The 25,891-nt window shown below is 60.3% G+C and carries 24 protein-coding genes; 21 read left to right on the top strand and 3 right to left on the bottom strand.

Annotated features, from left to right (window positions below; all coding sequences use genetic code 11):
- Positions 1 to 229: 229 nt before the first annotated feature.
- The 12 genes from ACJ8HT_RS17745 (at position 230) to ACJ8HT_RS17690 (ending at position 12,517) form a co-directional block, all read left to right on the top strand.
- Complete coding sequence (locus tag ACJ8HT_RS17745; RefSeq protein WP_025304902.1) at positions 230 to 1,345, top strand: branched-chain amino acid ABC transporter substrate-binding protein; 1,116 nt, start codon at positions 230 to 232, stop codon at positions 1,343 to 1,345.
- A 117-nt stretch (positions 1,346 to 1,462) separates the two neighbouring features.
- Positions 1,463 to 2,389, top strand: coding sequence for a high-affinity branched-chain amino acid ABC transporter permease LivH (gene livH, locus ACJ8HT_RS17740; protein WP_038874154.1), 927 nt, complete (start codon positions 1,463 to 1,465; stop codon positions 2,387 to 2,389).
- Complete coding sequence (locus ACJ8HT_RS17735) at positions 2,386 to 3,669, top strand: high-affinity branched-chain amino acid ABC transporter permease LivM (protein ID WP_060441197.1); 1,284 nt, start codon at positions 2,386 to 2,388, stop codon at positions 3,667 to 3,669. Before livH ends, ACJ8HT_RS17735 begins: the two co-directional genes overlap by 4 nt.
- On the top strand, positions 3,666 to 4,436 hold the full coding sequence (livG, locus tag ACJ8HT_RS17730) for a high-affinity branched-chain amino acid ABC transporter ATP-binding protein LivG (protein WP_025304904.1): 771 nt from the start codon (positions 3,666 to 3,668) through the stop codon (positions 4,434 to 4,436). The genes ACJ8HT_RS17735 and livG overlap by 4 nt, the downstream gene beginning before the upstream one ends.
- 1 nt (position 4,437) lies before the next feature.
- Positions 4,438 to 5,139: a high-affinity branched-chain amino acid ABC transporter ATP-binding protein LivF gene (gene livF, locus ACJ8HT_RS17725; protein ID WP_197653115.1), complete on the top strand. Its 702-nt coding sequence runs from the start codon at positions 4,438 to 4,440 to the stop codon at positions 5,137 to 5,139.
- A 44-nt stretch (positions 5,140 to 5,183) separates the two neighbouring features.
- Complete coding sequence (locus ACJ8HT_RS17720; protein ID WP_194572551.1) at positions 5,184 to 6,371, top strand: aminotransferase-like domain-containing protein; 1,188 nt, start codon at positions 5,184 to 5,186, stop codon at positions 6,369 to 6,371.
- A 188-nt stretch (positions 6,372 to 6,559) separates the two neighbouring features.
- Entirely contained in the window at positions 6,560 to 7,879 is a 1,320-nt protein-coding gene (gene ugpB, locus ACJ8HT_RS17715; RefSeq protein ID WP_049195230.1) for a sn-glycerol-3-phosphate ABC transporter substrate-binding protein UgpB, read from the top strand.
- A 78-nt stretch (positions 7,880 to 7,957) separates the two neighbouring features.
- A complete protein-coding gene (gene ugpA, locus ACJ8HT_RS17710; RefSeq protein ID WP_015376293.1) occupies positions 7,958 to 8,845 on the top strand; it encodes a sn-glycerol-3-phosphate ABC transporter permease UgpA in 888 nt (295 codons plus the stop codon).
- Positions 8,842 to 9,687: a sn-glycerol-3-phosphate ABC transporter permease UgpE gene (gene ugpE, locus ACJ8HT_RS17705; RefSeq protein ID WP_019455301.1), complete on the top strand. Its 846-nt coding sequence runs from the start codon at positions 8,842 to 8,844 to the stop codon at positions 9,685 to 9,687. The genes ugpA and ugpE overlap by 4 nt, the downstream gene beginning before the upstream one ends.
- A 5-nt stretch (positions 9,688 to 9,692) precedes the next feature.
- A complete protein-coding gene (locus tag ACJ8HT_RS17700; protein ID WP_197653114.1) occupies positions 9,693 to 10,763 on the top strand; it encodes a sn-glycerol-3-phosphate import ATP-binding protein UgpC in 1,071 nt (356 codons plus the stop codon).
- Positions 10,763 to 11,500 carry a glycerophosphodiester phosphodiesterase gene (ugpQ, locus tag ACJ8HT_RS17695; RefSeq protein ID WP_197653113.1) on the top strand — a complete coding sequence of 246 codons (738 nt, stop codon included), beginning with the start codon at positions 10,763 to 10,765 and terminating at the stop codon, positions 11,498 to 11,500. The genes ACJ8HT_RS17700 and ugpQ overlap by 1 nt, the downstream gene beginning before the upstream one ends.
- Before the next feature lie 60 nt (positions 11,501 to 11,560).
- A complete protein-coding gene (locus ACJ8HT_RS17690) occupies positions 11,561 to 12,517 on the top strand; it encodes an AEC family transporter (protein ID WP_174137487.1) in 957 nt (318 codons plus the stop codon).
- On the opposite strand, the gene ACJ8HT_RS17685 is transcribed toward ACJ8HT_RS17690, so the two are convergent.
- On the bottom strand, positions 12,498 to 12,827 hold the full coding sequence (locus ACJ8HT_RS17685; protein ID WP_194572555.1) for a hypothetical protein: 330 nt from the start codon (positions 12,825 to 12,827) through the stop codon (positions 12,498 to 12,500). The genes ACJ8HT_RS17690 and ACJ8HT_RS17685 overlap by 20 nt on opposite strands.
- 151 nt (positions 12,828 to 12,978) lie before the next feature.
- On the opposite strand from ACJ8HT_RS17685, the gene ACJ8HT_RS17680 reads away from it, so the two are divergent.
- Entirely contained in the window at positions 12,979 to 13,839 is an 861-nt protein-coding gene (locus ACJ8HT_RS17680; protein ID WP_197653112.1) for a carboxylate/amino acid/amine transporter, read from the top strand.
- 36 nt (positions 13,840 to 13,875) lie between these two features.
- Here the strand turns inward: ACJ8HT_RS17680 and metR are convergent, their stop codons facing one another.
- The gene (gene metR / locus ACJ8HT_RS17675; protein ID WP_123893127.1) at positions 13,876 to 14,820 is read right to left on the bottom strand and encodes an HTH-type transcriptional regulator MetR; all 945 of its coding nucleotides are present in this window, start codon (positions 14,818 to 14,820) and stop codon (positions 13,876 to 13,878) included.
- Positions 14,821 to 14,910: 90 nt separating this feature from the next.
- Here metR and metE point away from each other — a divergent pair, with 90 nt between their 5' ends.
- A complete protein-coding gene (gene metE, locus ACJ8HT_RS17670; protein ID WP_197653111.1) occupies positions 14,911 to 17,199 on the top strand; it encodes a 5-methyltetrahydropteroyltriglutamate--homocysteine S-methyltransferase in 2,289 nt (762 codons plus the stop codon).
- An 84-nt stretch (positions 17,200 to 17,283) separates the two neighbouring features.
- Here the strand turns inward: metE and ACJ8HT_RS17665 are convergent, their stop codons facing one another.
- Positions 17,284 to 18,111 carry a dienelactone hydrolase family protein gene (locus ACJ8HT_RS17665; RefSeq protein WP_038874174.1) on the bottom strand — a complete coding sequence of 276 codons (828 nt, stop codon included), beginning with the start codon at positions 18,109 to 18,111 and terminating at the stop codon, positions 17,284 to 17,286.
- A 486-nt stretch (positions 18,112 to 18,597) separates the two neighbouring features.
- Here ACJ8HT_RS17665 and udp point away from each other — a divergent pair, with 486 nt between their 5' ends.
- The 7 genes from udp (at position 18,598) to ubiE (ending at position 25,888) form a co-directional block, all read left to right on the top strand.
- Positions 18,598 to 19,359, top strand: a complete 762-nt coding sequence (gene udp / locus ACJ8HT_RS17660; RefSeq protein WP_004934432.1) for a uridine phosphorylase — start codon at positions 18,598 to 18,600, stop codon at positions 19,357 to 19,359.
- 130 nt (positions 19,360 to 19,489) lie between these two features.
- Positions 19,490 to 20,272: a tyrosine-protein phosphatase gene (locus ACJ8HT_RS17655; RefSeq protein ID WP_194572557.1), complete on the top strand. Its 783-nt coding sequence runs from the start codon at positions 19,490 to 19,492 to the stop codon at positions 20,270 to 20,272.
- Positions 20,273 to 20,351: 79 nt separating this feature from the next.
- Complete coding sequence (locus tag ACJ8HT_RS17650; RefSeq protein WP_004934438.1) at positions 20,352 to 20,882, top strand: DedA family protein; 531 nt, start codon at positions 20,352 to 20,354, stop codon at positions 20,880 to 20,882.
- Between the two features lie 280 nt (positions 20,883 to 21,162).
- Positions 21,163 to 21,954: a histidine phosphatase family protein gene (locus ACJ8HT_RS17645; protein WP_197653110.1), complete on the top strand. Its 792-nt coding sequence runs from the start codon at positions 21,163 to 21,165 to the stop codon at positions 21,952 to 21,954.
- Positions 21,955 to 22,048: 94 nt separating this feature from the next.
- A complete protein-coding gene (locus tag ACJ8HT_RS17640; RefSeq protein WP_197653109.1) occupies positions 22,049 to 23,362 on the top strand; it encodes an OprD family outer membrane porin in 1,314 nt (437 codons plus the stop codon).
- Positions 23,363 to 23,506: 144 nt separating this feature from the next.
- Positions 23,507 to 25,054, top strand: coding sequence for a DNA recombination protein RmuC (rmuC, locus tag ACJ8HT_RS17635; protein ID WP_197653108.1), 1,548 nt, complete (start codon positions 23,507 to 23,509; stop codon positions 25,052 to 25,054).
- Between the two features lie 78 nt (positions 25,055 to 25,132).
- Positions 25,133 to 25,888: a bifunctional demethylmenaquinone methyltransferase/2-methoxy-6-polyprenyl-1,4-benzoquinol methylase UbiE gene (gene ubiE, locus ACJ8HT_RS17630; protein WP_025304918.1), complete on the top strand. Its 756-nt coding sequence runs from the start codon at positions 25,133 to 25,135 to the stop codon at positions 25,886 to 25,888.
- Positions 25,889 to 25,891 lie beyond the last annotated feature (3 nt).

Below are 25,891 nucleotides of genomic sequence, written 5' to 3'. Positions count from 1 at the left end.
AGCGCAGATTTAATTCGAATTTTATCCTGTTTACACCGCTTGTTTCTGCCGGATGAAGTTGATTTGCAGAAGAAAATTCCTGTTTAATGGTATGAAAAATAAAGTCTTATTAGAAAATAATGCCAACAAAACGCCTAAATCATTATTACTTATAACAAAAGCGGTCAATAACGATCGGGCGCAGGCAAACACAACAGGTACGTTCACAACGACAGATGGGGATTTGCGGATGAAATTAACAACAGGTAAGGCACTGCTGGCGGGTTGTATTGCGATGGCCATGAGCCAGGCGGCCATGGCGAAAGACATCAAGGTGGCGATCGTCGGGGCGATGTCCGGCCCGGTCGCGCAGTATGGCGACATGGAGTTTACCGGCGCGCGCCAGGCGATTGCCGACATCAACGCCAAGGGCGGTATCAAGGGCGACAAGCTGGTCGGCGTGGAATACGACGACGCCTGCGACCCGAAACAGGCGGTTGCGGTCGCCAACAAGGTGATCAACGACGGCATTCGCTACGTGATCGGCCACCTGTGCTCCTCGTCTACCCAGCCGGCGTCCGATATCTATGAAGACGAAGGCGTGATCATGATTACCCCGGCGGCCACCAACGCCGATCTGACCACCCGCGGCTACAAGATGATCCTGCGCACCACCGGCCTGGACTCGGATCAGGGCCCGACCGCCGCCAAATACATCCTCAGCGACATCAAGCCGAAGCGCATCGCCGTGGTGCACGACAAGCAGCAATACGGTGAAGGTCTGGCGCGCTCGGTGCGCGACAGCCTGAAAAAACAGGGCACCGAAGTGGCGATGTTCGAAGGCATCACCGCCGGCGACAAAGACTTCTCCACCCTGGTGGCGCGCCTGAAGAAAGAAAATATCGACTTCGTGTACTTCGGCGGTTACTACCCGGAAATGGGCCAGATCCTGCGCCAGGCCAAGCAGGCCGGGTTGACCACCCGCTTCATGGGGCCGGAGGGCGTGGGCAACTCCTCGCTGTCCAACATCGCCGGGGCCGCTTCGGAAGGCATGCTGGTGACGCTGCCGAAACGCTACGACCAGGTGCCTGCCAACCAGCCGATCGTCGATGCGTTGAAAGCCAAGAAGCTGGATCCGACCGGCCCGTTCGTCTGGACCACCTATGCCGCGCTGCAGTCGCTGACCACCGGCATGGAGCGCAGCGGCAGCCAGGAGCCGGCGGACATCGTCAAGGATCTGAAAACCGGCAAGCCGGTGGAGACCGTGATGGGGCCGCTGACCTGGGATGACAAGGGCGATCTGAAAGGCTTCGAGTTCGGCGTGTTCGAATGGCATGCCAACGGCACGTCCACACCGATCAAATAAGCCATAATGATTAGGGTGGGGCGCAGCCCGCTGCGCCCGGCGGGTCGGTTTGCCGGCCCCGTCTCCCTTTACCCGCCGGTTCTCCGCCGGCGGGTTTCGCAGCCAAGGGTTCAGAGTATGTCAGAGCAGCTCCTCTATTTTCTGCAGCAGATGTTCAACGGCTTAACGTTGGGCAGCACCTATGCATTGATCGCCATCGGTTACACCATGGTTTACGGCATTATCGGCATGATCAACTTCGCCCACGGCGAGGTGTATATGATCGGCAGCTATGTCTCCTTTATCGTCATCGCCGCCCTGATGATGCTCGGCATCGACGTCGGCTGGTTGCTGATCGGCGCCGCGTTCCTGGTCTCAATCGTCATCGCCAGCGCCTACGGCTGGAGCATCGAGCGGGTGGCCTACAAGCCGGTGCGTAACTCCAAGCGCCTGATTGCGCTGATCTCGGCCATCGGCATGTCGATATTCCTGCAAAACTACGTCAGCCTGACGCAGGGCTCACGCGATCTGGCGCTGCCCAGCCTGGTGACCGGCCAGTGGGTGCTGGGGGAAAGCAACGGCTTCGCCGCCACCATCAGCACCATGCAGCTGATCATCTGGCTCGTGACCTTCCTGGCGATGCTGGCGCTGACGCTGTTTATCCGCTATTCGCGTATGGGCCGCGCCTGTCGCGCCTGTGCGGAAGACCTGAAGATGGCCAGCCTGCTGGGCATCAACACCGACCGGGTGATCTCGCTGACCTTCGTCATCGGGGCGGTGATGGCGGCGGTAGCCGGGGTATTGCTCGGCCAGTTCTACGGCGTCATCAACCCTTACATCGGCTTTATGGCCGGTATGAAAGCCTTCACCGCCGCGGTTCTGGGCGGTATCGGCAGCATTCCCGGCGCGATGATCGGCGGCCTGGTGCTGGGCGTGGCGGAAGCGCTGACCTCCGCCTACCTCAGCACTGAATATAAAGACGTGGTGTCGTTCGCGTTGCTGATCGTGGTGCTGCTGATCATGCCGACCGGCATCCTCGGGCGTCCGGAGGTTGAGAAAGTATGAAACTCAATCTGCTCAATGCGCTGATCGCCACGGCGGTGCTGTTCGTGATGGCGTCGTTCCTGATGGGCATGCAGCTCAGCCTGGACGGCACCAAGCTGGTGGTGCACGGCGCGGCGGAAGTGCGCTGGATGTGGATCGGCATCGGCTGCGTCATCGTCTTTTTCTTCCAGCTGTTGCGCCCGCTGCTGCAGCAGGGATTGAAAAAAGTCTCCGGCCCGGCGTTCGTGCTGCCGAGCTTCGACGGCACCACGCCGCGGCAAAAGCTGCTGGCGGCTCTGCTCATCGTCGCGGCGGTCGCCTGGCCGTTCCTGGTCTCGCGCGGCACGGTGGATATCGCCACCCTGACGCTGATCTACGTGATGCTGGGCCTCGGCCTCAACGTGGTGGTGGGCTTGTCCGGTCTGCTGGTGCTCGGCTACGGCGGTTTCTACGCCATCGGCGCCTACACCTACGCGCTGCTGAATCACTATTACGGCCTCGGCTTCTGGGAGAGCCTGCCGCTGGCGGGCATCGTCACCGCCGCCTTCGGCTTCCTGCTCGGTTTCCCGGTGCTGCGGCTGCGCGGCGACTATCTGGCAATCGTGACGCTCGGCTTCGGTGAGATCGTGCGCATCCTGCTGCTGAACAATACCGAGATCACCGGCGGGCCGAACGGCATCAGCCAGATCCCGAAACCGACCTTCTTCGGCCTGGAGTTCAACCGCAGCGTGCGCGACGGCGGTTGGGATACCTTCCATAACTTCTTCGGCCTGAAATACGATCCGAGCGATCGCATCGTGTTCCTGTACCTGGTGGCGCTGCTGCTGGTGGTGCTGACGCTGTTCGTCATCAACCGCCTGCTGCGTATGCCACTGGGGCGCGCGTGGGAAGCGCTGCGCGAAGACGAGATCGCCTGCCGCTCGCTGGGCCTCAGCCCGACGCGCATCAAGCTGACCGCCTTTACCATCAGCGCCGCGTTCGCCGGGTTTGCCGGCACGCTGTTCGCCGCGCGCCAGGGGTTCGTCAGCCCGGAATCCTTCACCTTTGTCGAATCTGCCTTCGTGTTGGCGATCGTCGTACTGGGGGGCATGGGCTCGCAGTTCGCGGTCATTCTGGCGGCGATCCTGCTGGTGGTGTCGCGCGAGCTGATGCGCGATCTGAATGAATACAGCATGTTGCTGCTGGGTGCGCTGATGGTGCTGATGATGATTTGGCGGCCGCAGGGGCTGTTGCCGATGAAGCGGCCGCAGCTGAAGCTGCAGGCGGCGGACATTCACGCGGGTAAGGGGGAGCAGGCATGAGCGTTCAACCTTTGCTGCAGGTGGAGGGCCTGTCGATGCGTTTCGGCGGGCTGCTGGCGGTCAACAACGTGGCGTTGACGCTGAACGAAGGTGAAATCGTGTCGCTGATCGGCCCCAACGGTGCCGGTAAGACCACGGTGTTCAACTGCCTGACCGGTTTTTACCGCCCGACCGGCGGCACCATCAAATTGCGCGATCGCCACCTGGAAGGATTGGCGGGGCAGGCCATCGCCCGCATGGGGGTGGTGCGCACTTTTCAGCACGTGCGGCTGTTCCGTGAAATGACGGTGATCGAAAACCTGCTGGTGGCGCAGCATCAGCACCTGAAAAGCGGCGTGTTTGCCGGGTTGCTGAAAACCCCGGCTTTCCGCCGCGCCGAAGCCGAGGCGCTGGCGCGCGCGGCAGAGTGGCTGGAGCGCGTCGGCCTGCTGGAGATGGCCAACCGTTCGGCGGGCAACCTGGCCTATGGGCAGCAGCGGCGGCTGGAGATTGCCCGCTGCATGGTGACCCGGCCGGAGCTGCTGATGCTGGACGAACCGGCCGCCGGCCTCAACCCGAAAGAGACCGACGAGCTGGATCACCTGATCGTCGAGTTGCGCGATCGGCATAAGGTATCGGTGCTGCTGATCGAGCACGACATGAAGCTGGTGATGGGCATTTCCGACCGCATTTACGTGGTGAATCAGGGCACGCCGCTGGCGCAGGGCACACCGGCGGAGATCCGCAACAACCCGGACGTGATCCGGGCTTATTTGGGCGAAGAATAATATGTTGTCATTCAATCAGGTATCCGCCCATTACGGCAAAATTCAGGCGCTGCATCAGGTCAGTCTCACGATAAGCCAGGGGGAAATCGTGACGTTAATCGGCGCCAACGGCGCCGGTAAAACCACGCTGCTCGGCACCCTGTGCGGCGAGCCGCGCGCCAGCGAAGGCAGCATCGTCTTTCAGAACCAGGACATCACCCAGTGGCAAACCTCGCGCATCATGCGCGAAGCGGTGGCGATCGTGCCGGAAGGGCGGCGTGTCTTCTCGCGCATGACGGTGGAAGAAAACCTGGCGATGGGCGGCTTCTTTGCCGATCGCCAGCAGTATCAACAGCGCATCGAACGGGTGTTCACTCTGTTCCCGCGCCTGCTGGAGCGCCGAAGCCAGCGCGCCGGCACCATGTCCGGCGGCGAGCAGCAGATGTTGGCCATCGGCCGTGCGCTGATGAGCCAGCCGAAGCTGCTGCTGCTCGACGAGCCCTCGCTCGGGCTGGCGCCGATCATCATCCAGCAGATTTTCGACATCATTCAGCAGCTGCGGGAAGAGGGCATGACCATCTTCCTGGTGGAACAAAACGCCAATCAGGCGCTGAAATTGGCGGACCGCGGTTATGTGCTGGAAAACGGCCGCGTGGTGTTGGAAGATACGGGGGCTGCATTGTTAGCCAACGAAGCAGTGAGGTCGGCGTATCTGGGCGGTTAATCCGTCCCCCTACGAATTAAAATAATCAGGTACGAGAAGAAGAAATGAAGACAGAAGGGTTACTCGCGCAGCGCATCGTTAACGTAAAAAGTTCGGCCATCCGTGAATTGCTTAAACACAGCAAGATGGAACACGTCATTTCGCTGGCGGGCGGCATCCCCTCTGATGCGCTGTTCGATTTCGAAGGATTGAGCATCGCCACGCAGCAGGCGATCACCGAGCAGCCGAAAAGCGCGTTCCAGTATGGCCTGACCGAGGGCAGCCCGCTGCTGCGTGAGCGCATTTGCGCGTTGTGCGCCGAGCGCGGCGTCACCGCTGGTGCGGACGAGGTGATGGTTACCGCCGGCTCGCAGCAGGCATTGGATTTGGTGATGCGCGCCATCGTCAACCCCGGCGACGTGTTCGTGGTGGAGCGCCCGACCTACCTGGCGGCGCTGCAAACGCTGGAGCTGGCGGAAGCCAACATCATGTCGGTCTCGTCCGACAGCGACGGCATGGTGGTGGAAGAGCTGGCTGAGCTGCTGAAAACCCAGCGCATCAAGGGCGTGTACGTGGTGCCGAACTTCGGCAACCCCAGCGGCATCACCCTGAGCGCCGCGCGCCGCGAACTGCTGGTGAAGCTGGCCGCCGAACATAACTTCCTGATCATCGAGGACGATCCGTACGGCGAGCTGCGTTTCACCGAAGAGCGCCACCCGACGCTGCATCAGGTGTCGCAGCGGGTGCTGGGCAACACCGACCACATCATCTATACCTCGACCTTCTCCAAGATCCTGGCGCCGGGCCTGCGGTTGGGCTGGGCGATCCTGCCGCCGTTCCTGCTACATAAAGTGGCGATCATCAAGCAGGCGGCGGATCTGCACGCCAGCGCGCTGTCGCAGAGCATCGTCGAATGCTACCTCGGCCTGGGCCGCCTGCCGGCGCAGATCGACAAGATCCGCGCCGCCTACAAACAGAAGGGCGAGATCCTGGCCGGTTTGGTGGAGCAGGAGCTGGGCGACTACATCACCTTCGATAAGCCGAAGGGCGGCATGTTCCTGTGGGCGCGTTTCCGCCAGCCGTTCAACGCCACCGAATGGCTGAACGCCACCCTGCAGCAGGGTGTGGTGTTCGTGCCGGGGGAATATTTCTTCTCCGACAACCCGGATCGTTCGACCTTCCGCCTGTCCTTCGCCACCGCCACTGAACAGCAGATGCAGGAAGCGGTGGCGCGTCTGCGCCGTTCGCTGTAATCCTCGCGGCGGCGGAGCCCATGCCCGCCGCCGACATCAAACCGCCATCTTCACTTCACCTTGCCGTCATGTGGCTGTCATATAACGGTTATTTTTCTGTCATCCGCGCATGGCATGTTAGCTTCCGAACAAAAAACTGATTCTTTTCGCTCACGCGCTTTTACACCAGCTTTTTTCAGGAGTTAGGCATGCTCACCTACGCTATTCGCAAAACCACGCTGTGCGTCGCGTTGACCCTGGCGGTCAGCACTCAGGCGCTGGCGGCGACCGAGATCCCGTTCTGGCATTCGATGGAAGGCGAACTGGGTAAGGAAGTGGATTCCCTGGCGGATCGCTTCAACCAGTCGCACAGCGACGTCAAGATTGTGCCGGTTTATAAAGGCAACTACGAACAGAGCCTGGCGGCGGGCATCGCCGCTTACCGCTCCGGCAAGGCGCCGGCGATCCTGCAGGTTTACGAGGTGGGCACCGCCACCATGATGGCCAGCAAGGCCATCAAACCGGTCTACGAAGTGTTTAAAGAGGCCGGCATCAACTTCGACGAGTCGGTGTTCGTGCCGACGGTAGCCGGCTATTACACCGACAACAAGAGCGGCCATCTGCTGTCTCAGCCGTTCAACAGCTCCACGCCGGTGCTGTACTACAACAAAGACGCCTTCAAGAAGGCCGGCCTGAACCCGGACCAGCCGCCGAAAACCTGGCAGGAGCTGGCGGCGGATACTGCCAAGCTGCGTGAGGCTGGCATGAAGTGCGGCTACGCCAGCGGCTGGCAGGGCTGGATCCAGCTGGAGAACTTCAGCGCCTGGCACGGCGTGCCGTTCGCCAGCGAAAACAACGGGTTCGGCGGCACCAACGCCAAGCTGGAGTTCAACAAGCCGCTGCAGGTCAAGCACATCGAGCTGCTGGAGGCGATGAACAAGAAGGGCGATTTCACCTACTTCGGCCGCAAAGACGAATCCACCGAGAAGTTTTATAACGGAGACTGCGCCATCACCACCGCTTCTTCCGGTTCGCTGGCGGACATCAAGCACTACGCCAAATTCAACTACGGCGTCGGCATGATGCCGTACGACGCCGACGCGAAAAACGCGCCGCAGAACGCCATCATCGGCGGGGCCAGCCTGTGGGTGATGAACGGCAAAGACGCCGCCACCTACAAGGGCGTGGCCGAGTTCCTGCAGTACCTGGCGCAGCCGGAAATCGCCGCCGAATGGCACCAGAAGACCGGCTATCTGCCGATCACCACCGCGGCTTACGATCTGACCAAGCAGCAGGGCTTCTACGACAAGAACCCGGGTGCCGACGTCGCTACTCGCCAGATGCTGAACAAGCCGCCGTTGCCGTTCACCAAGGGCCTGCGCCTGGGCAACATGCCGCAGATCCGCAGCGTGGTGGATGAGGAGCTGGAAGGCGTGTGGACCGGCAAGAAAACGCCTCAGCAGGCGTTGGACGCCGCCGTGCAGCGCGGTGACGTGCTGCTGCGCCGTTTCGAAGCATCAACCAAGTAACCCTGCGTCGCGGGCCCGTCCGATCGGGCTCGCGTCTTCACGCCGATCCTTCCGTACCCGATTAATGGTTTAACTGCTATGTCATCTTCCCGTCCCGGTTTCGGCTGCAGCTGGTTGCCCTATGCGTTGGTGCTGCCGCAGCTGCTGATTACCGCCGTCTTCTTTTTATGGCCCGCCGGCGAGGCGCTGTGGTATTCGGTGCAGAGCCTCGATCCGTTCGGCCTGTCCAGCCAGTTTGTTGGGCTGGATAACTTTAAGCAGCTGTTTCAGGATCCTTACTATCTCGACTCGTTCTACACCACGCTGATCTTCAGCTTCCTGGTGGCGGGCATCGGGCTGGCGGTGTCGCTGTTCTTCGCCGCGCTGGTGGACTACGTGCTGCGCGGCAGCCGCCTCTATCGCACGCTGATGATCCTGCCCTATGCGGTGGCACCGGCGGTGGCGGCGGTGCTGTGGATCTTTCTGTTCAACCCCGGCCTGGGGTTGATCACCCATTTCCTCAACGGGCTGGGCTATAACTGGAACCATGCGCAAAACAGCGGCCAGGCGATGTTCCTGGTGGTGCTGGCCTCGGTATGGCAGCAGATAAGCTATAACTTCCTGTTTTTCCTCGCGGCGCTGCAGTCGATCCCGCGCTCGCTGGTAGAGGCGGCGGCCATCGACGGCGCCGGCCCGGTGCGGCGTTTCTTCCATCTGGTGCTGCCGCTGATCGCGCCGGTGAGCTTCTTCCTGCTGGTGGTCAATCTGGTGTACGCCTTCTTCGATACCTTCCCGGTGATCGACGCCGCCACCGGCGGCGGGCCGGTGCAGTCCACCACCACGTTGATCTACAAGATCTACCGCGAAGGCTTCGCCGGATTGGATCTCTCCAGCTCTGCCGCGCAGTCGGTGATCCTGATGCTGCTGGTGATCGGCCTGACGGTGATCCAGTTCCGCTTTGTTGAACGTAAGGTGCGCTATCAATGATTGAGAATCGACGCGGGCTGGATATCTTCAGCCATGTGATGCTGATTATCGGCGTGCTGGTGGTGCTGTTCCCGCTGTATGTGGCCTTTGTCGCCGCTACGCTGGACGACAAACAGGTGTTTCAGGTGCCGATGACGCTGGTGCCCGGCGGCCACCTGTGGGAGAACATCCGCAATATCTGGCAGGGCGGCGTGGGCAACCTCAAGGTGCCGTTCTCGCTGCTGCTGCTGAACAGCGTGATCATGGCGCTGGCGATCACCTTCGGCAAGATCGCGGTGTCGGTGCTGTCGGCTTACGCCATCGTGTACTTCCGCTTTCCGCTGCGCAGCCTGTTCTTCTGGCTGATTTTCCTCACCCTGATGCTGCCGGTGGAGGTGCGTATTTTCCCGACGGTGGAGGTGATCTCCAACCTCAACCTGCTGGACAGCTACACCGGCCTGACGCTGCCGCTGATGGCCTCGGCCACCGCGACTTTCCTGCTGCGTCAGTTCTTCATGACGCTGCCGGATGAGCTGCTGGAGGCGGCGCGCATCGACGGCGCCGGGCCGATGCGTTTCTTTTGGGACATCGTGCTGCCGCTGTCGAAAACCAATCTGGCGGCGCTGTTCGTCATCACCTTTATCTACGGCTGGAACCAATACCTGTGGCCGATCCTGATCACCAGCGACGCCTCGATGGGCACCGCGGTGGCGGGCATCAAGAGCATGATCTCCACTTCCGGCGCGCCGACCCAGTGGAACCAGGTGATGGCGGCGATGATTCTTACTTTATTGCCACCGCTGGCGGTGGTGCTTCTGATGCAGCGCTGGTTTGTGCGCGGTCTGGTTGATAGCGAGAAATAACGACGATGGCAGGATTAAAACTACAGGCGGTCACCAAGTCTTACGACGGTAAAACGCCGGTGATCAAACAGATCGACCTCGATGTGGCGGACGGCGAATTCATCGTGATGGTCGGCCCGTCCGGCTGCGGCAAATCCACGCTGCTGCGGATGGTGGCCGGGCTGGAACGCACCACCAGCGGCGATATCTATATCGATACCCGGCGCGTGACCGATCTGGAGCCCAAGGATCGCGGCATCGCGATGGTGTTCCAGAACTACGCGCTCTATCCGCACATGAGCGTGTACGACAACATGGCCTACGGCCTCAAGATCCGCGGTTTCGGCAAGGATCATATCCGCCAGCGGGTGGAGGAGGCGGCGCGCATCCTGGAGCTGGAGCCGCTGCTCAAACGCAAACCGCGCGAGCTTTCCGGCGGCCAGCGCCAGCGCGTGGCGATGGGGCGCGCCATCGTGCGCGAACCGGCGGTATTCCTGTTCGATGAGCCGCTGTCCAACCTGGACGCCAAACTGCGGGTGCAGATGCGCCTGGAGCTGCAACAGCTGCATCGTCGTCTGAAAACCACCAGCCTGTACGTAACCCACGATCAGGTGGAAGCGATGACGCTGGCGCAGCGGGTCATCGTAATGAACAAGGGCGTGGCGGAGCAGATCGGCACCCCGAGCGAAGTGTACCAACGGCCGGCTTCGCTGTTTGTCGCCGGCTTTATCGGATCGCCGGCGATGAACCTCTTGCCCGGCATCCTCAGTGCCGACGGCGGCCAGCTGCTGCTGGCGGACGGCATGGCGCTGCCGTTACCGGCGGCCAAACCGCAGTGGGCGGGGCAGCAGTTGACGTTGGGCATTCGGCCGGAGCATATTCAACTGGTGGCGCAAGACCAGGGCGTGCCGCTGCAGCTGCAGACGCTGGAACTGCTGGGGGCCGACAATCTGGCGCACGGCCAGTGGGGCGGCCACGGGGTGATCGCGCGGCTGTCGCACGAAATCTTGCCGGCGGCGGGCAGTACGCTATATTTGCAGCTGCCTGCTCAGGCGCTGCACTTCTTTGACACCCACAGCGGATTACGGATGGATTGATGACTAGACCCTGGCCTTACCCTCATATCGTCGCCCACCGCGGCGGCGGTTCTCTGGCGCCAGAAAACACCCTGGCGGCGATCGACGTCGGCGCGCGCCACGGCCACAAGATGATCGAGTTCGATGCCAAGCTGGCGCAGGACGGGCAAATTTTCCTGCTGCACGACGACACGCTGGATCGCACCAGCAACGGTTGGGGCGTGGCGGGCGAGCTGCCGTGGGACAAACTGGTGCAGCTGGACGCCGGCAACTGGTACAGCTCGGCCTTCAAGGGCGAGCGGCTGCCGCTGTTGTCGGAGGTGGCGGAACGCTGCCAGGAACGCGGCCTGATGGCCAATATCGAGATCAAGCCGACCACCGGCAGCGACGATGAAACCGGCCGGGTGGTGGCGCTGGCGGCGCGGCTGCTGTGGCAAGGGCAGACCGACCCGCTGCTTTCTTCCTTCTCGGTAGAAGCGCTGGCGGCGGCGCAGCGCACCGTGCCGGATTTGCCACGCGGCCTGCTGCTCGAGGACTGGGACGACAACTGGCGCGAGCTGACCGAACGCCTGGACTGTGTCTCGCTGCATATCGATCACAAAGCGCTGACCGCCGAGCGGGTAAAAGCGTTGAAAGACGCCGGGCTGCGCATTCTGGTGTACACCGTCAACCAACCGGATCGCGCGCGCCTGCTGCTCGACTGGGGCGTTGACTGCATTTGCACCGACCGGATAGATTTGATCGGCCCGGATTTTTAATCCGGCACCGATGAATCCCGCGACGACAAGCCTTGCCGCCGCACCACCGGAAGGAATGCGATGCCTGGCTTTATCCTGTCACTGTGGCACCAGATCGTGCTGTCTTTACCGCTGTTCGTCTTGATTGCGTTGGGTTATGGGCTGATTCGCTGGGGGAAATGGCCTACCAGCATCACCGATGGCCTGACGCGCTTCGTGTTTTCCCTCGCCTTGCCCGCCATGCTGTTTCGCATGATGTGCGACTTCTCGCAGCGCCCGGCGGTCGACGCCCGGCTGCTGATCGCGTTCTTCGGCAGTTGCCTGATCGTGTTCGTGCTTGGCCGCCTCGTCGCCCGGCATCTCTTCCGGCTGGATGGCGTCGCCGGATCGGTGTTTGCGCTGGGCGGTATTTTCTCCAATAACGTGATGCTCGGCTTGCCGATCGCCAGCGTGATGCTGGGGGAGGCGGCGATCCCGTCGGTGGCGCTGGTGCTGGTGTTCAACGGCCTGATCCTGTGGACGCTGGTGACGGTGTCGATCGAATGGGCGCGCAACGGTTCGCCGACGCTGAGCGGCTTCGCTAAAACCGCGCGTAGCGTGCTGACCAATCCGCTGATCGTCGGCATCTTGTCCGGCACCCTGTTCAGCCTGACTGGTCTGCCGCTGCCGGCCTTCGTCGATCGGCCGGTCAGCATGCTCGGCCAGGTGGCGGCGCCGCTGTCGCTGGTGGTGCTTGGCATGGGGCTTGCCGAGTACCGCATCAGCGAAGGCTGGCAGCTGAGCAGCGCCATCTGCGTGCTGAAGTTGCTGGTGCAGCCGTTAGTGATTTGGCTGCTGGCCTGGATGATGGATCTGCCGCCGATGGAAACCCGCGTTGTGGTGCTGCTGGGGTCGATGGCGGTGGGGGTGAACGTCTACCTGATGTCGCGCCAGTTCAATACGCTCACCGGCCCGGCCGCCACCAGCCTGGTGATGTCCACCGTGCTGGCGGCGATCACTACGCCGCTGATCCTCACCGTTATGGGCGTGCGGGCGTAGTCGGCATCGGTGCCTGCGGCACCGCCGGCGCGGTGCGATTGAACGGATCGCGCGGCTGATTGCCATTAGGCAGCAGTTGCCCGCCGTTCGGCGTGGTTTGCATCAGCTGTTGCCGCTGATTGTCGAACTGCCGCTGTTGCTGCAGGCGGCGTTGGTCCATTTGCCGATTGTTCAACAGGCGCTGTTGCTGGGCCTGCTGGCTGCTTTGGTTGAGAAACTGCTGCTGTGAACGCAGATCGGTTACGCCGTTGGCCGCCGCAGCCAGGCCGGGCAGCCACAGCAGGGCGAACAGGATGTGAGAAGTTTTCATGATGGTTACCTCGCCTTTTTATTAAGCCTAACCCAGCGGTGAAATTTTGCCGGTAGTTTATCTTTTGTTCGGATGTAAACCGCCTTTTCACCAACGCGGTGCGCATCTTCCGTTACAATCGCCCTTTCGGTCTTTTTAGGGTGAACCCATCGTGCTGCTTTTGGTTATAACCACCATTCTGTGGGCATTTTCTTTCAGCCTGATTGGCGAGTACCTGGCGGGCCACGTCGACAGCGGATTCTCGGCGCTGGTGCGCATCGGGCTGGCGGCGCTGGTGTTTCTGCCGTTTCTGCGTTGGCGCAACATCAAACTCAAGGTGATCCTGCTGTATATGCTGGTGGGCGCCTTCCAGCTGGGCATCATGTACCTGTTCAGCTTCCGCGCCTATCTGTACCTGACGGTGCCGGAATTCCTGCTGTTCACCGTGCTGACGCCGCTGTACATCACGCTAATCTACGACTTGCTGAGCGGCCGACGCCTGCGTTGGGGCTATGTCTTCAGCGCGTTGCTGGCGGTGCTGGGCGCGGCGATTATCCGCTATCACCAGCTGAGTGAGCATTTCTGGTGGGGGCTGCTGTTGGTGCAGGCGGCGAATATCAGCTTCGCCATCGGCATGGTCGGCTATAAGCGCCTGATGGAAGTGCACCCCTTGCCGCAGCACACCGCATTTTCTTGGTTCTACCTGGGGGCGGCGGCGGTGGCGGTGGTGGCCTGGTTCCTGTGGGGCAATCCGCAGCAGCTGCCGACCACCGATCTGCAGTGGGGCGTGCTGATCTGGCTGGGCGTGGTGGCGTCGGGGCTGGGCTACTTCATGTGGAACTACGGCGCGACGCAGGTGGATGCCGGCACGCTCGGCATCATGAACAATATGCATGTGCCGGCCGGTTTGTTGGTCAACCTGGCCATCTGGCAACAGCAGCCGCATTGGCCGAGCTTTATCATCGGCGGGGCGGTGATCGTCGCTTCGCTGTGGGTGCATCGCCGCTGGGTGGCGCCGAAACAGCTCGGCTAAGCGGGCGGGCCACCCCGGCCCGGGGGGCCCGAATGTTTATACGCCGGCCGCCAACGCTTTGGCGCCGGTCGCGCCGGGGCGTGCGGCGTCGCGCACAAACGGCAGATGATCGCAGGCGTGCTGGCGGGCCGAGCGGATAAAGGCTTCGGTCACCGCCTGGCGCTGTTCACCGTCGCGCACGGCGGCATACAGGCGGCTCCAAAGACCGTCACCCAGGGTTTTGGTTACCACCAGACCCTGCTGTTCGAAACTTTCCACCACCCAGTGCGGCAGCGCCGCAATCCCCATCCGCGCCGATACCATCTGGATCAGCAGCAGCGTGTTATCGACGTTCTTCAACGCCGGGCTGACGCCCGCCGGCTGCAGAAAATGCCGCCAGATATCCAGCCGTTGGCGCTGCACCGGGTAAATCAACAGCGTTTCATCGCTCAGATCTTCCGGCTCAATGTGCGTTTTGCCGGCCAGCGGATGATCCGGCGCCAGCACCAGGCGCACCTCGAAATCGAACATCGGCGAATAGTGCAGGCCGCTGCGCGGCAGAATATCCGACGTCATCACCAGATCCAGTTCGCCCTGTTGCAAGGCCGGCTGCGGATCGAAAGTCACGCCGGAAGTGAAGTCCATCACCACCTGCGGGAAACGCCGGCGGAAGTTGTCCAGCGCCGGCGTCAGCCACTGAATGCAGCTGTGGCATTCGATGGCGATGCGCAGCGTGGTCTGATGCGGCTCGTGGCAGGCCTGCAGCGCCTGCTGGATCTGCGGCAGCACCTGCTCCGCCAGCTGCAGCAGGATCTCACCCTGGGCGGTGAAGCGCAGGGGCTGGCTCTTGCGCACGAACAGCTTGAAGCCCAGACGTTGTTCAAGATCGCTGAACTGGTGCGACAGGGCAGACTGCGTCTGATGAAGTTGGGCCGCCGCCCCCGCCAGCGAACCGCTGTTGCGCAGGGCCTGCAGCGTCCGTAAATGTTTCAGTTCGATCATGAGAGTCCTTCACATTGACAGTGAATAAATTGCGCTTGTGGTTAATACAGTACCTGCTGATTATGGATGTGTAAACATCTGGACGGCTAAATGGGGGATATGACGATGGCAATTTTGAATCACACACTGGGTTTTCCTCGCGTTGGGCTACGACGTGAGCTGAAAAAAGCTCAGGAAAGCTACTGGGCCGGCAACTCAACGCAGGAAGAGCTGTTGGCGGTTGGCCGCGAGCTGCGCGCTCGTCATTGGCAGCAGCAACAGCAGGCCGGGGTGGATTTGGTGCCGGTCGGCGATTTCGCCTGGTACGATCATGTGTTGACCACTAGCCTGCTGCTGGGCAACGTGCCGGCGCGCCATCAGAATGCGGATGGCTCGATCGATCTGGACACGCTGTTTCGCATCGGCCGTGGCCGCGCACCGACCGGCGAGCCGGCGGCCGCGGCGGAAATGACCAAATGGTTCAACACCAACTATCACTACATGGTGCCCGAATTCCAGCAAGGCCAGCAGTTCAAGCTGGGCTGGACTCAGCTGCTGGACGAAGTGGACGAAGCGCTGGCGCTCGGCCATCGCATCAAGCCGGTGCTGCTGGGCCCGGTGACCTATCTGTGGCTGGGTAAGGTGAAGGGCGAGCCGTTCGATCGCCTGTCGCTGCTGAAAGACATCCTGCCGGTTTACCAACAGGTGCTGGCCGAGCTGGCGAAACGCGGCGTCGAGTGGGTGCAAATTGACGAGCCTGCGCTGGTGCTGGAGCTGCCGCAAGCCTGGCTGGATGCGTTCAAACCGGCTTACGACGCGCTGCAGGGGCAGGTGAAGCTGCTGCTGACCACGTATTTCGACAGCGTCGGCCACAACCTCGATACCGTCCGCACGCTGCCGGTGCAGGGGCTGCACGTCGATCTGGTCGCCGGCCATGACGATATTGCCGCGCTGAGCGCCGCACTGCCGAACGACTGGCTGCTGTCGCTGGGCGTCATCAACGGCCGCAACGTCTGGCGCGCCGATCTGAGCCGCTGGTTCGAACGTCTTCAGCCGCTGGTGGGCACCCGCCCACTGTGGATCGGCAGCTCCTGTTCACTGCTGCACAGCCCGATCGACCTGAGCGTGGAAAGCCGTCTGGACGAAGAAGTGAAAAGCTGGTTCGCCTTCGCGCTGCAAAAATGCGCCGAGCTGGCGCTGTTGAGCTCGGCGCTGAACGCGCCTGACGCGGCCAAGCAGGCTGAACTGGATGCCTACAGCGCACCGATCCGCGCCCGCCGTCAGTCGAGCCGCGTGCACAACCCACGGGTTGAGCGCCGGCTGGCCGCGATCACCGCGCAGGACAGCGAACGCCACAGCGCTTACGCCGAGCGCGCCAAGGCGCAGCGCGAACGTTTCAACCTGCCGGCCTGGCCGACCACCACCATCGGTTCGTTCCCGCAGACCACCGAGATCCGCGGCCTGCGTCTGGACTTCAAACAGGGCCGTTTGGACGGCAATAACTACCGCACCAGCATCGGTGAGCACATCAAACAGGCGATCGTCGAGCAGGAGCGCCTCGGGCTGGACGTGCTGGTGCACGGTGAAGCCGAGCGTAACGACATGGTGGAGTATTTCGGCGAGAACCTGGACGGCTTCGTGTTTACCCAAAACGGCTGGGTGCAGAGCTACGGCTCCCGCTGCGTGAAGCCGCCGGTCATCATCGGCGACGTCAGCCGCCCGGAAGCCATCACCGTCGAATGGGCCAAATTCGCCCAGTCGCTGACCGACAAGCCGGTGAAAGGCATGCTGACCGGGCCGGTGACCATCCTGTGCTGGTCGTTCCCGCGTGAAGACGTGACCCGCGAAGTGATTGCCAAGCAGATTGCGCTGGCGCTGCGCGACGAGGTGGAAGATTTGGAAAAAGCCGGTATCGGCATCATCCAGATCGACGAACCCGCCCTGCGCGAAGGGCTGCCGCTGCGCCAATCCGACTGGGCCGCGTACCTGAACTGGGCGGTGGACGCCTTCAAACTGAACGCCGCCGTGGCGCGGGACGACACCCAGATCCACACCCACATGTGTTACTGCGAGTTCAACGACATCATGGACTCCATCGCCGCGCTGGACGCCGACGTGATCACCATCGAGACCTCGCGTTCCGATATGGATCTGCTGGAAGCCTTCAAAGAGTTCGAATACCCGAACGAAATCGGGCCGGGCGTCTACGATATCCACTCGCCGAACGTGCCGAGCGTGGAATGGATTGAAGCGCTGCTGCGTAAAGCGGCGCAGAACATCCCGGCGGAACGCCTGTGGGTTAACCCGGATTGCGGCCTGAAAACCCGCGGCTGGCCGGAAACCCGGCAGTCGCTGGCCAACATGGTATTGGCGGCACAGCGCCTGCGCGAGCACGCGTGATGCCGTGCGGCGGATAAACCGCCGCTTATAGATTTACTGGTGTGATGATTGGGCGCTTCGGCGCCCTTTTTTATGCGCGGGAAATTATTTGACGCCGTGCTGGGCGAACCATGCCAGCATGCGCTGCCAGCCGTCTTGCGCCGCTTCGGCGTTGTAGCTGGGGCGATAGTCGGCGTTGAACGCATGCCCGACTTCGGGATACACCACGATTTCGGCCTCGGCGTTGGCGGCGCGGATCGCCTGACGCATGGTTTCCACCGTCTCCAGCGGGATGCCGCTGTCCTGCCCGCCATACAGCCCCAGCACCGGCGCCGACAGGTGGGTGGCGACGTCGACCGGCTGCTTCGGTGAATTCAGCGTTTTCTCGCCGACCAGTTTGCCGTACCAGGCGACCGCCGCCTTCAACTGCGGGTTATGCGCCGCGTACAGCCAGGTGATGCGGCCACCCCAGCAAAAACCGGTGATCGCCAGCTTGCCGGCGTCGCCGCCGTGGCGGATAGCCCAGTGCGCGGCGTGATCCAGATCCGACAGCACCTGACGATCCGGCACCTTGGTGACCAACTGCTGGAACAGCTCGCCGATATCGGTGTAGTCGTTGGCGTCGCCCTGGCGGAAATAGAGCTCGGGCGCGATCGCCAGATAGCCCTGCTTGGCCAGGCGGCGGCACAGATCCTGAATATGTTCATGGACGCCGAAGATTTCCTGCACCACCAGCACGATGGGGAAAGGGCCGCTCTGGTCGGCGGGTTTGGCGACGTAGGCCGGCAGCGCGTCGCCCTGAGACGGGATGGTGGTTTGCCCGGCGTGAATGCCCTGTTCGTCGGTGATAATCGCGGAGGCGGCCAACGGCGCGGCGGCCGGGGCGAATCCCCCCTGAGCCTGTTCTAATGTCATCACATGTTCGGTTTTCATTGCGGTCTCCGTGCAATAGAAAAAAGCGCTGAGATTAACTATAGGAAAGATTACCCATTATTGGCGCTGCGTGGCGCACTTTAAGACAAGTTGATAAAAAACGGCTAATTATCTGGCTTTGCGGCATTTTTAAGCGCTTTTTATCATGTTATTACGCGTTTTGCCCTGCGTAAGTGCCATAAGGTGCGTTAGAGGGCTTTTTTGTCCCTAAGCAACCGATAAGATGGGGTTATTTCGAATTGCTCAGCTAAATAGTTTCAGCCGGCAATCAACGGGCAGAGGGCGACAAGATTTGTCGACTAGACTGAGGTGGAGCGGTGCGCTCTGGGTGCGTTACAGTATTTTTTGTGATAAAAATCACAAAAAATATGTAGCATGTAATTTGTTTCTCTTTTCATAGTGACTGTCGTCACGAAATTAAGCGGCGATTTTCAGTAGAGTGCTTTTTTGTTCCTCCCAATAAACACGATCCATGAGGAGTCTCGTATGTCTCAGTCTGACGTTTTTCATCTCGGCCTCACCAAGAACGATTTACAAGGGGCCCAGCTTGCCATCGTGCCGGGCGATCCGCAGCGCGTAGAGAAGATTGCCAAGCTGATGGAAAATCCGGTGCATCTGGCCTCCCATCGTGAATTCACTACCTGGCGCGCGGAGCTGGACGGCAAGGCGGTGATCGTCTGCTCTACCGGTATCGGCGGCCCGTCTACCTCTATCGCGGTGGAAGAGCTGGCGCAGCTGGGCATTCGCACTTTCCTGCGCATCGGCACCACCGGCGCCATTCAGGCGAACATCAACGTCGGTGACGTGCTGGTCACCACGGCGGCGGTACGCCTCGACGGCGCCAGCCTGCACTTTGCACCGATGGAGTTCCCGGCGGTCGCGGACTTCGCCTGCACCACCGCGCTGGTGGAAGCGGCCAAAGCCAGCGGCGCTACCACGCACATCGGCGTCACTGCCTCTTCCGATACCTTCTATCCGGGCCAGGAGCGTTACGACACTTACTCCGGCCGTGTAGTCAGCCGCTTCAAAGGCTCGATGGAAGAGTGGCAGGCGATGGGCGTGATGAACTATGAAATGGAATCCGCCACGCTGTTGACCATGTGCGCCAGCCAAGGCCTGCGTGCCGGCATGGTGGCCGGGGTGATCGTCAACCGCACCCAGCAAGAGATCCCGAACGCCGAGACCATGAAAAACACCGAAAGCAAAGCGGTGCAGATCGTGGTGGACGCCGCCCGCCGCCTGCTGTAATCGCCTTTCCCCCAGCGGGCCGCCGACGCGGCCCGTTTTTCCATTCGCGGCGAATCTGTTACGGTGATACTCCTCAGCGCTGCGCCGATGGCCGCCGCGCGTCGTCAGAACGAAAACAACGAGGACGTTTATGACCGCCCAGATCTTGCTTCATCCTTCGCTCGCGCCGCTCGACGGCGGCATCAATTTCCGCGACTTCGGCGGCAACGGCGTGGCCGACGGGCGCCGCATCAAGCGCGGCCTGCTGTTCCGCTCCGGCTCCCTCGAGCGGTTGACGGAAAACGATTGCACCTTTCTCGCCGGTGTGCCGGTGCGCTCGGTGCTGGACTACCGCGATGCCGACGAGGTGCAGGCCAAGCCGGATGTTCTGTGGAATGGCGCCGATTATCACCACGTGCCGGCCAACCCGCTGAGCAGCGAAGTCAACGCCAACCTGGAAAAGCTCACCAACGAAACGCTGGCCGCCTTCGACGCCCGCGCGTTCATGCTGGAGCTGTATCGCCGCCTACCGTTCGGCAATGCGGCCTATCAGCGGCTGGCGCAGCTGTTGAGCAATCCTGGCGGCGGCGCCATCGTGCAGCACTGCGCGGTCGGCAAGGATCGCACCGGGGTCGGTTCGGCACTGGTGCTGTTCGCGCTGGGGGCCGACGAAGCGACGGTGCTGGAAGACTATCTGCTGACCGAAACCACGCTGGCCACTTTCCGCGAGCAGATGCTGGATCAGCTGTCTATCAAGCTGAATGCGGCGGCGCTGGAGCAATTCGCCTACGTGCTCAGCGCGCGCGAGGAGTTCCTGATGACGGCGTTGGGCTGCATCCGCCAGCAATACGGTTCCACCGACCGCTGGCTGGAAGCCGAATACGGTCTGGGCGCGGCCCAGCGCGAAGCGCTGCAGGCGTTCTACCTCGAGTAAATCGCCGCGCGTTTAGCCGGGGTTTAACTCGCCCCGGCCTATCCTAGGCGGCGAATTATCGCGTATCAGGAGCCCCGCATTGAGCCTCAATGACGTTATCAACTGGGTCAGCGACGTCGTGCGTCAGCACGAAGGCTGGGCCATTCCCATCATCTTCTTCCTGGCGTTCGGCGAGTCGCTGGCGTTTTTGTCGCTGCTGCTGCCGGCCACGGTGATCCTGCTGGCGCTGGGCGCGCTGATCGGCGAAAGCGGCATCGCATTTTGGCCGATTTGGGCCGCCGCCGCCGCCGGGGCGTTTTTCGGCGACTGGCTCTCTTACTGGATCGGCTATCACTATCAGGACCGGGTGGCGCATATGTGGCCGCTGTCGCGCAATCCGCAGCTGCTGGCGCGCGGCCACGCGTTCTTTGAACGCTGGGGCGTACTGGGCATCTTCATCGGCCGCTTCTTCGGCCCGCTGCGCGCCGTGGTGCCGCTGGTAGGCGGCATTTGCGGCATGCCGCAGCGTTATTTCCAGTTAGCCAACGTCACGTCGGCGATGATCTGGGCGTTCGGCATTCTGGCGCCGGGGGCATTCGGCATCAAGTGGCTCAGCCAGTGGCTGGGTTAACGCCGTAACGGGATGATTTAAGCTATTGAGTTATTATTAATGATAGAGTGAGAATTCGATCACGAATCTCTCTCTATTTGATGTTTTTACATTCCTTTATTCATCCTATGGTGTTAATTTCACCAGTAAGTGGATTGTTACTGTTAATAAACAGGCAAAACCCAAACCCGCAGGAAAACATCTGTCGCGGGTTTGGGTTTTTTTTTGCAATTATTCTGATTGCGATCTGCTGACGATTAAAAATTAATTTATGGATATCATTTTCACTGAGGAATACGAGATGAAAATTAAAACGTGGTTGTTTGTTACCGCTCTTTCTCTTTCCGCCATGTCGGCTAGCAACGTTTCTGCCTCGGAGACCGACAGCGTCAATATTTATTTCGCACGTCACGGCAAGACCCTGCTCAACACTTACGATCGGGTGCAAGGCTGGGCAGATTCACCGCTAACGCCGGCCGGGGTAGAAACGGCCCGCTATCTTGGTGCAGGTCTGAAAGACGTTCCTTTCGATCGTTATTACACCAGCGATGCCGGACGTCAGCGTGAAACGATGCAGGTGATCTTGAGGGAGATGGGAAAGTCGCAAGCTCGAGTGACGGAATTGCCCGATCTGCGAGAAATGTTTTTTGGCGGATTTGAAGGGCTTCCCAACGGTGAAATGGCCGACGCCGCAGCGAAAAAGCTTGGGCTGGCTTCAGGAAAGGTGCTGTTTGAAGAAATGAAAGCAGGCCGCGTTTCTCTTATCCCTATGGTGGATGCCATTGGGCAGAGCGACGAGAAGAAAGAAGCGGAAACGGCAATACAGGTAAGAACGCGCATGCAGCGAGCATTATATGCCATGGTGATGGAAGCGACAAAAAATGGGGATAAAAATATATTGGCGGTCTCTTCCGGATTGTCGATGCAGATGATGATTTCTGATATGACGGATAATCCGGATAAAAACAAATCTCTGTCTAACGCCGCCGTCGTGAGAATTACTTATGAAAATGGGGCTTATACGGTAAAAGATATTGGGGATATGAGTTATGTCGCTAAAGGAAAGGCAATCTTAAATAATAATCGCAGATGATAAAATTTATTAAATAACAATTCCGCTAAATAATCCGGGGTGACATGAGTTTGTCCCGGAGAAGCATGGGCGTGCCTATTTCAGGGGGAATATAATGAAAAACGCTACTTCATGGTGTTTTATTTTCATTGCGCTGTTATCAACCAGCGCTCAAGCAACCGATAAACGCTTTCTGATGTCGCCTTTTTTCAGTGACAGTCATGCTGAGCTCTCTGTGAAAAATTACTGGCAGTATCTCAAAGAAGACGCCGCTAACCCGAAAGAGGTGCATAACGCCTGGGGACAAGGGGTAGCGATGAGTTATCAGTCTGGTTATTGGGCAGATTTTGTCGGTGTTAACGTCGATTACTACAGTGCAGTGAAGCTGGGAGCCAGTGATTATTTCAATACTCGAGGCGTGTTGTATAACAATGGTCCTGGCTACAGCAAAAAGAATGCGACGGGTTACAGCAAGGTTGGCCAGCGTTATATCAAATTGAAAGGCGATATGGGTAGCACGGCGCTTGGCGCTCAGGTTGGTTGGCAGATGCTGCGCAATTACAGCGTGATTTCTACGTCGACTCGCCTGTCTCCGACGGCTTATCAAGGATGGTCAGGCGGGGTGTCCAATGGTGGGCTGTCTTTGCGCGGGGCCTATGTTGAGCGCTCCATGGATCGTAATTCACCTGACAGCCTGCGTTTGCAAACCAACGATGGACGCTATATCAACCACCTTGCCGGCGTAGAATTAGGTTATGAGAACAAAGTGTTTAACAGCCAATTGGCTTATGGAGAATCACAGAACTATTTACGTCGCCAGATCGTGCGCATGGGGAGAAAAGTTAACGACAAACTCAGTCTGGGCAGCCAGATTTACACTACTCAGGCCCTGGATGATTATAAACAGATGGCGTTGAGCAAGCGCCACTTCGATCGGTATGCCAATCACTATGCGGTCGATATTAAATGGCAGGAACCGCTTTGGAGTCTCAAAGCCGGCATCGCCCGCACGCGAGCGCCGAAGGGGGAAGGGAAACTCGGGTTTTATCCGCGACATATGTCGAAGAATTCTCGTGGCACCTTTACTTCAATGGCTTACGCCGGTGAAGACTACATGCGCCATGGTGAAACCATGATGGCGGCCATTGCTGAATATAACCTCACACCTGAATTCACCGCCGGGTTGGTGGGCAATGTCGGCCAGTTCAATTACCAGGGCGCAGGAGTCCGAACCGGTGAGGTTAGTGCGTTTGGCCGGTGGGTGCCTTCTCATCCCAAGTTGAAAAATTTGACGGTGTTTACGATGGCAGGACCGGGGTGGTCTTACAAGAATGCCAATAAGACGCCGATACTGGTTGACGGACATGCTCAAACCGCCCACTCGTTGTCCGCTAAATTTATCGCCGAGTACCGTTTCAAGCTGTTTTAGCCTTTCTTATCAGCGCGGCGTTCCTGAGGGATGCCGCGAGTATCTTTAAATGAAAATCCGCTGGACACTTATACAGCCTCCCCTTAACGTGACGGGCAATGGGCGTGCGAAACGCCGGAACGGCAAGGTGCAACAGGAGGCAGGGTGGATACCAGTCTGATTTATGGGATTGGCGGCGTAACGATCGGCATGCTGTTGGGGTGGCTGATTGCCAGTCTGCGGGTGCAGCAGACGAATGCGCAACATGAAACCGAGCAGCGGTTGCTGGAGCAAGCGTTGCAGCAGGCGCAACAGGAAACGGCGGCGCGGCAGGAGGCTTTGCAGCGCCACGAGCAGCAGCTGCGGCAGAGCGAGCTGGAGCTGCGTAACCTGCACAGCCAACTGGCGGCCGGGCATGAAAAGCTGCAACAGCTCAACCATTGGCGCAACGAATGCGAACTACTTAACCAGGAGCTGCGTGCCCAGCGCGAGGTTAACAGCGCGCAGGAGGCCGAGCTGCGCGAAGTCACCATCCGTCTGGAAGAGACGCGCATGGCGGCGGAGGAGAAGCAGCGCCTGCTTATCAACAGCGAACAACGCCTCACCACCCAGTTTGAAAACCTCGCCAACCGCATTTTTGAACACAGCGGCCGCAAGGTGGACGAGCAAAATAAGCAAAGCTTGGATCGGTTGCTGCTGCCGCTGCGTGAACAGCTGGACGGTTTCCGCCGTCAGGTGCAGGACAGCTTTGGTCAGGAGGCGCGGGAACGCCACACGCTGACGCACGAAATACGTAATCTGCAGCAGTTGAACGCACAGATGGCGCGCGAGGCCATTAACCTCACCAAGGCGCTTAAAGGCGACAACAAAACGCAGGGCAACTGGGGCGAAGTGGTGCTGAGCCGGGTGCTGGAGGCCTCCGGCCTGCGCGAAGGGCACGAGTATGAAACGCAGGTCAACGTGCGGGTGGATCACCAGAGCCGCATGCAGCCCGATGTGATCGTGCGCCTGCCGCAAGGCAAGGATGTGGTGATCGACGCCAAGATGTCGCTGATCGCCTACGAGCGCTATTTCAACGGCGAAGACGAGGTGGAGCGCGAAGCGGCGCTGAGCGAACATATCGCCTCGCTGCGCGGCCACATTCGCATGCTGGGCCGCAAGGACTATCAGCAGCTGCCGGGGCTGCGCTCGCTGGACTATGTGCTGATGTTCATTCCGGTCGAGCCCGCCTTCCTGCTGGCTATCGATCGCGAGCCAGAGCTGATCAGCGAAGCGCTCAAGCACAACATCATGCTGGTCAGCCCGACCACGTTGCTGGTGGCGCTGCGCACTATCACCAACCTGTGGCGCTATGAGCATCAAAGCCAGAACGCCCAGCGCATCGCCGATCGCGCGGCGAAACTGTATGACAAGATGCGGCTGTTCGTGGACGATATGTCCGCGCTGGGGCAGAGCCTGGACAAAGCGCAGGGCAGTTATCGTCAGGCGATGAACAAACTGAGCGAAGGCCGTGGTAATCTTATCGGCCAAATTGAAGGTTTCCGCGCGTTGGGGGTTGAGGTCAAACGGCCGATCAACCCGCTGCTGGCGCAGCAAGCCGGCGCGCAACACGATGAAGCGGAAGAGGCGAACGACGATGATGTCGCCGCGCTGCCGCAGACGAAAGACGATGACGATACCGCCGGGGAACCGGGCTTCGTTTCGCACGGCTGAGGCCGTGGCGAGGTGGGGTATTCCCCAGGCTTCTGGTACACTCATCCACACAAAATTGACTGAATAGCAGGCAGGACAATGGCAGATCAACCGCAGGAAACCACCGATTTCGGTTTTCGCACCGTCGCTAGAGACGAAAAACAGGCCATGGTGGCGGACGTTTTTCATTCGGTAGCGGCAAAGTATGACGTGATGAACGACCTGATGTCGTTCGGCATCCACCGTATCTGGAAGCGTTTCACCATTGACTGCAGCGGCGTGCGCCGTGGGCAGCGCGTGCTGGATCTGGCCGGCGGTACCGGCGATCTGGCGGCCAAGTTCTCCCGCATGGTCGGCGAGCAGGGGCAGGTGGTGCTGGCGGACATCAACGATTCGATGCTGAAGATGGGACGCGAGAAGCTGCGCGATCGCGGCATCGTCGGCAACATCAATTACGTGCAGGCCAACGCCGAAGCGCTGCCTTTCCCGGACAATTACTTCGATTGCATCACCATCTCCTTTGGCCTGCGCAACGTCACCGACAAAGACAAAGCGCTGCGCTCGATGTTCCGCGTGCTGAAGCCGGGCGGCCGCCTGCTGGTGCTGGAATTCTCCAAGCCGCTGCTGGCGCCGCTGAGCAAGGCTTACGATGCCTACTCGTTCCACGTATTGCCGAAGATCGGCGAGCTGGTGGTGAAAGATCCGGACAGCTACCGCTATCTGGCGGAGTCGATCCGCATGCACCCCGATCAGGAAACCCTGAAGGGCATGATGGGCAACGCCGGTTTTGAAAACGTCACCTATTTCAACCTGACCGGTGGGATTGTCGCCCTGCATCGCGGCTTCAAGTTCTGAGAG

Origin of the sequence: Serratia sp. CY44782 (assembly GCF_052168715.1) — a bacterium.
Taxonomy (GTDB): Bacteria; Pseudomonadota; Gammaproteobacteria; order Enterobacterales; family Enterobacteriaceae; genus Serratia; species Serratia nevei.
Note: the sequence above shows the minus strand (reverse complement) of the source record. Positions and strands in the feature narration are given on the sequence as shown.